Source organism: Richelia sinica FACHB-800 (assembly GCF_014698825.1).
Lineage (GTDB): Bacteria > Cyanobacteriota > Cyanobacteriia > Cyanobacteriales > Nostocaceae > FACHB-800.
On sequence record NZ_JACJTT010000074.1, the window covers coordinates 1 to 6,203 of the forward strand.

The 6,203-nt window shown below is 41.8% G+C and carries 4 protein-coding genes and 1 pseudogene; all 5 read left to right on the top strand.

Going from position 1 to position 6,203, the window contains the following annotated elements; translation table 11 throughout:
• Positions 1–372 (top strand): annotated as a pseudogene (locus tag H6G73_RS23975) (photosystem II D2 protein (photosystem q(a) protein)); the annotation flags it as partial.
• A 1,286-nt stretch (positions 373–1,658) separates the two neighbouring features.
• The gene (locus tag H6G73_RS23980; protein ID WP_190609026.1) at positions 1,659–3,368 is read left to right on the top strand and encodes an iron uptake porin; all 1,710 of its coding nucleotides are present in this window, start codon (positions 1,659–1,661) and stop codon (positions 3,366–3,368) included.
• A 291-nt stretch (positions 3,369–3,659) separates the two neighbouring features.
• Positions 3,660–4,097, top strand: coding sequence for an RrF2 family transcriptional regulator (locus H6G73_RS23985; protein WP_190609028.1), 438 nt, complete (start codon positions 3,660–3,662; stop codon positions 4,095–4,097).
• A gap of 16 nt (positions 4,098–4,113) precedes the next feature.
• Entirely contained in the window at positions 4,114–5,076 is a 963-nt protein-coding gene (gene cysK, locus H6G73_RS23990) for a cysteine synthase A (RefSeq protein ID WP_190609029.1), read from the top strand.
• A 15-nt stretch (positions 5,077–5,091) separates the two neighbouring features.
• Positions 5,092–5,778 (top strand): J domain-containing protein, encoded by a 687-nt coding sequence (locus tag H6G73_RS23995; RefSeq protein ID WP_190609031.1) that lies wholly within the window; start codon positions 5,092–5,094, stop codon positions 5,776–5,778.
• Positions 5,779–6,203 lie beyond the last annotated feature (425 nt).

The following is a 6,203-nucleotide window of genomic DNA, read 5'->3' on the forward strand; positions in this document are numbered from 1 at the left end:
AACACCTTCCGCGCCTTCAACCCCACCCAAGCAGAAGAAACCTACTCCATGGTGACAGCAAACCGTTTCTGGTCACAGATTTTCGGGATTGCTTTCTCCAACAAACGTTGGTTGCACTTCTTCATGTTGTTTGTACCAGTGACAGGCTTGTGGATGAGTGCTGTAGGTATTGTCGGCTTGGCATTAAACCTGCGGGCTTATGACTTCGTTTCCCAAGAATTACGGGCGGCAGAAGACCCAGAGTTTGAAACCTTCTATACCAAAAACATTTTGCTGAACGAGGGTATCCGCGCTTGGATGGCTCCTCAAGATCAGCCCCACGAACAATTTGTATTCCCAGAAGAAGTGCTACCTCGTGGTAACGCTCTCTAATTGAAGAATACAGGAGTGACAGGAGTTACAGAAGTTACAAGAATAAAAATGGGTCTGCATCAACAGATGAGATTAACTGTGATTCAGATTACTCAATGAATATTCTGTACTACTTAATTCTGTAATCCTGAACTCCTTTCCCAAATTTTTGTGCTATAGTATTTCAAGGTTACAAACCCAGAAGATTTTAGCTTCTGCCTTTTTGAAATTGAGACCGCTTAGGCAACAAGGAGGTGATGCCCATGATAGAAAGTAGTAAACGCATGGGTCATCAGGTTGCAGTTAGCCGGCTGTGCGCCGGGGCTGTTCTCTAAGCAGTTAGCTTTAGTTCGATTGAGATACTTAAGTTAGCTCGTTAACCAAAGCTGATGTGGGAGTTCCTCCCGGCAGTCTGGTTGCAACCTGAAGACCCGCTAGACCGCCCTAACTTAGATCACCGGATCTAAAATTAGGGCGGATAGTTTTTTGGGATATTTTTGATGGCATCTTCTCTTGATACTTGCCCCTAGCCATAAGTTAGGAAAATTTTTATTTAAATTTGTTGTGAAAGTCCAACTATTTAGCTGTCTGTAATGACGAAAAGTCAAACCAATGTTCACTACAGTAAGTGAACACTCATCTTGACAGATATGGTAACTAGTGAGCAAACTGATGGAGTTGTTAAACCCAACTCAAAATTGGCACTGTAAAAACTGGATATTTCACTTCTCTGGGGGAATTTAAATATAACCCCTCCATCACCTATCATCCCATCAGCTGCATTAAATTTCTTGATCAATTTAAGGAACTTAGAGACTCCACAGCCCATCATTTAGTTATGGCTCTTGCCAACTCAAATTAAAAAGCTGTTAGCATAACCATCCCAACACAAATCACTAAGGACAATTCAGCAGGGACTCCATTAACTCATGTATCGAGTGATGGTTGATTCCCTGTCAAGCTCCAATCATTAGCGAGTAGCAAGAGAGTAAACACTACAGCTAATGAAACATTGTGCAACTGAATATGTTCTTTGTTGGATTTGTAATTTGTTGAATTACTTGTTTCTATCTTGTCACGAGGCGCAAATGTATGATAATAATAAGCTATAGATAGGTTTAATTACATAAGCTAATCGCATCGAGTTTTAACAATTAGTTAATCAGTTGTTAGCTTTGCAAAAACTAAAATTGTAGTAATGGCAATCATGCCTGACCCACAGGTTTCATCAAGATGTTGCATTTCTGGAAAGTTTAGGTACAGCGAATACAGTCATCTATAACAATGGTGTGAGGAGTAAAGGAAAAATGTCTAATCTCTTGTGGAAATCCCTGGTGGTTAGCCCAGCAGTTTTAGGAGCAACTTTGCTAGTGTCAGCAGCAGCAATTGCGGCTCCCAATACCACCACAGAATTATCTTCAGCAGAAATCCCCGCAGCTACTACAGAAGTGGCTCAACAGCCAGAAGTTTTGGCTCAAGCTACTAAAGATAGTCAGGTTCTAGACCAGGTTAAACGCTACAGCACAGATACTGGTTCTCAGTCTCAGGTAACATCAGTTTCTCAATTTACCGACGTTCAACCCACCGATTGGGCTTTCCAATCTTTGCAGTCCTTAGTTGAACGTTATGGTTGTATTGCAGGTTATCCCAATGGTACATTCCGTGGTAACCGCGCGTTGAGCCGCTATGAGTTTGCTGCTGGTTTAAATGCTTGTTTAGATCGGGTGAACGAATTGATCGCTACAGCTACAGCTGATGTAGTTACCAAGCAAGATTTAGCCACTTTACAACGGCTACAAGAAGAATTTTCCGCAGAATTAGCTACTCTGCGCGGTCGGGTTGATTCCCTGGAAGCTCGGACTGCTGAGTTGGAAGCCAATCAGTTTTCCACAACCACCAAATTACAAGGTGAAGCTATCTTTGCTTTGACTGATGGATTTGGTGGTAGAACTAGCAATGCTAACCGTGCTGCTTTCCAAAATAGAGTGCGTTTAAACTTGCAAAGTAGCTTTACAGGTAGAGATATTTTAACAACTCGCCTATCTGCTGGTAATGCTAACCGTGTCAACGTCCGGGGTAATGACGGCAACAATTTCACTGATGGCACTGGACTCCAAACATTTAATGTCGGTAGCACCGGTGATAACAGTGTTAATTTAGATAGACTGACTTATGAAGCTCCCATTGGCCCTGCTCAGGTTTACCTAGCAGCTACTGGTGGACAACACAGCCATTACGCAGCAGTTAATAACCCTTACTTCTTTGACAAGAGTGATGGTGGTAATGGTGCTTTAACAACCTTCTCCGCAGAAAATCCCATTTACCGCATTGGTGGTGGTTCAGGTTTAGCGCTGAATGTACCTTTTGGTCAAGGTGGTGGTATCCTCAAACCCAGTTCACTAACTTTGGGCTATTTGGCAACCAACGCTAATGATCCTAACCCTGGTAACGGTTTATTTGATGGTAATTATGCCGCTTTGGGTCAGCTAAACTTTAGTTTAGGCGATCGCGTGGCTTTAGCTGCCACTTATGTACATGGTTACCATGGGGCTGGTAGTAGTTTATTTGACCAAGGTGGAGCTTTAAATGGTGCTCTACCTGTAGTAGGAACTTCACAAGCTAATAGTCTATCAGCGAGTGGTAATAGCAATTCCTATGGCCTATCAGCAGCCTTTAGACCTAGCGATAAACTATCTATCAGCGGCTTCGTTTCTTACCATGATGTTACTCTCTTAGGTAATAACAATGATAAAGAAGCTTGGAGCTATGGTATTGGTGTAGCGTTACCTGACTTCGGTAAGAAGGGTAACGTACTGGGTATTTTCGGTGGCGCACAACCTTACTCTCGTCAGTCTGGCGCTAGCTCAATTCCTTACCAAGTTGAAGGCTTCTACAAATATCGCGTTTCTGACAACGTTTCTATCACCCCTGGTGTGATTTGGTTATCATCTCCTGGTCAAAGTGACAACAACGATGATGCTTTCATCGGTACTTTAAGAACAACATTCACGTTCTAGACCAAAAGCACTCAATTAATTATTTGCAAAGTTTATAATTTCCCTGCCAGTTGGCAGGGATTTTTTTATTCATACTCAATAATGATCAAACCCCAGTGGAGAACCGGAGTATACTAGAAGAGGAAGAAGTGTTAAAAACTATGAAACTAATTGATTATTGATCCTTAGTTAGGTGTTTTTGATACTTCTATCTTCAAGCTACCCTTGCCTCAAGACAGCCCTATTTTGTGGGCAATATTAGGCTCAGAGTACAGCTAAGTCTATATACCCTTTATCCTAAAATTGCTGGTTGTGGAACTATCGTGTAAATGTGAATACGCAATTCTTGCCTTATTAGAAATGGCAACCTATTACGCAAGCGGTGAACCAATGCAAATTCGCCAAATTGCGGCTCAACAAAATATACCCGATCGCTATTTGGAACAGCTATTAGCTACCTTGAGGCGTGGAGGAATTGTCAAAAGTCAGCGCGGGTCGAAAGGAGGCTATCTTTTAGCACGAGAACCTTGGAAAATTAGTTTGTTTGAAATTTTAGAATGTTTAGAAGGACTAGATATCAGGACTGGTGATGAAGACACCAATCCTAAAAATCTTGATTGTTCTGTGGTAGACGAAATCTGGCAAGAAGCTTGTCAGGCCGCAAACGCTGTGTTGCAAAAATATTCTCTTCAGGATCTGTGTGAAAAACGAGATTCTCGCCGACAGTTAGATATCATGTACTACATTTAAAGGAAAAAAATTTATTATGCGGATAGTTCCTAACATTACAGAACTCATTGGTCGGACACCATTAGTGCAGTTAAACCGAATTCCTCAAGCTGAAGGCTGTGTAGCCCAAATTGTGGTGAAGTTGGAAAGCATGAATCCCTCTGCATCCGTAAAAGACCGAATTGGGTTAAGTATGATTCTGGCTGCGGAAGAGGAAGGATTGATTCATCCCAAAAAGACAATTTTGGTGGAACCAACTTCAGGAAATACAGGAATTGCCTTGGCTATGGCAGCAGCGGCCAAAGGTTATAAGTTAATCTTAACTATGCCGGAGACAATGAGTGCAGAACGTCGGGCGATGTTAAGGGCCTATGGTGCAGAATTGGAACTTACACCTGGCATTGAGGGAATGAGTGGGGCCATTCGTCGAGCGCAAGAAATAGTGGATAGAACACCCTATGCGTATATGTTGCAACAGTTCCGCAATCCAGCAAATGCCAAAATCCATCGCGAAACCACTGCGGAAGAAATTTGGCAGGATACAGATGGACAGGTCGATATGATAGTGGCTGGTGTGGGTACTGGGGGTACCATTACAGGTGTAGCAGAGGTGTTGAAGTCTAGAAAACCCAGCTTTAAAGCGATCGCTGTAGAACCTGCTAATAGTCCAGTATTATCTGGTGGTAAACCAGGCCCCCACAAAATTCAGGGTATTGGAGCAGGTTTTGTTCCCCAGGTACTGAAGGTAGAATTAATAGATGAAGTGATCACCGTTACAGACGAAGAAGCGATCGCTTACAGTCGCAGATTAGCCAGAGAAGAAGGATTATTATCTGGAATTTCTAGCGGTGCTGCTCTGTGTGCTGCCATTCGCATTGCCCAACGTCCAGAAAACGAGGGACGCTTAATAGTTATGATTCAGCCGAGTTTTGGCGAGCGATACCTAAGTACACCACTATTCCAAGACCTGGAGGCTAAGGTAGTCACCAGCGTCAACTAAATTTTAGTTGAATTGATGTCTGATTCTAATCACTACGAAACCCTGAAAGTTAATCCTCATGCCAGCCAAGCGGAAATCAAACAAGCTTATCGCCGCTTGGTGAAGCTTTTTCACCCCGATAGTAACCAGGAAACGGCAGACCATGAGGAAATTATCAAAATTAATGCTGCCTATGAGGTACTAAGCGATACCCAAAGTCGCCGTAATTACGACCAAACCCTGCAATATTCCCAAAAAGCCAGAGTTGAACGGCAAGAACGTACTCATACTGCACAAAAACGCTATAAATCCACCAGACAATCTGGTAAAGATGCAGATGAAAAGGTTGAAGAATGGCTGCGGGAAGTTTATCAGCCAGTTAACCGCCTACTTTGTAACATTCTCAATTCCCTAGAGTCTCAAATTGAGCAACTAGCGGCTGACCCTTTTGATGATGAATTAATAGAAGAATTTCAAGAATATCTCACAGTCTGTCGCCATGACCTAAAGTTAGCACAGACTACCTTTCGTTCTCTTCCTAATCCCCCTAGTTTAGCCAGAGCAGCTGCCCATATTTACTACAGCTTAAATCAAGTGGGAGATGGACTAGAAGAGTTAGAGTTTTTCCCCTTAAATTATGATGATCGCTATTTACATACTGGTCAAGAATTATTCCGCATTGCCGCAAGACTACACTGCGAAGCTCAAGCATCAGTGGGGTGAAAAACTTTATTTTTTCCCTTGCCTCTCTTTTCTAAGTTGCCGAAGTTTTTCTGATACTAGTGTGGCATTAATTCTTTACTCTTCTCTCATTTTATAATGATGTTTTATTCAGTTTTTCATCTAATTGCTGACAATTTCTTTGTTTTGTAAATAGCACAGAATAGTTGCATATACCTGTTATAAATAAACTGATTGATATATTTGAGCTATTTCTTGTGGAGAACCTCCACAATCTATATATTCATACAAAATCGTTTCAATTCCTACTCTTGAATTTTTTAGTCTAATACCAATTCTCTAAAATAAGCCTACAGATGCGATAATAAGATTAAACCAGATAAAAGGTAAACAATGTCAGGGGTATATCAGCTAGAAATTAAAGAGACTGTCGCAGAACTCAAAGATTTACTGGCGATACAAAAAAC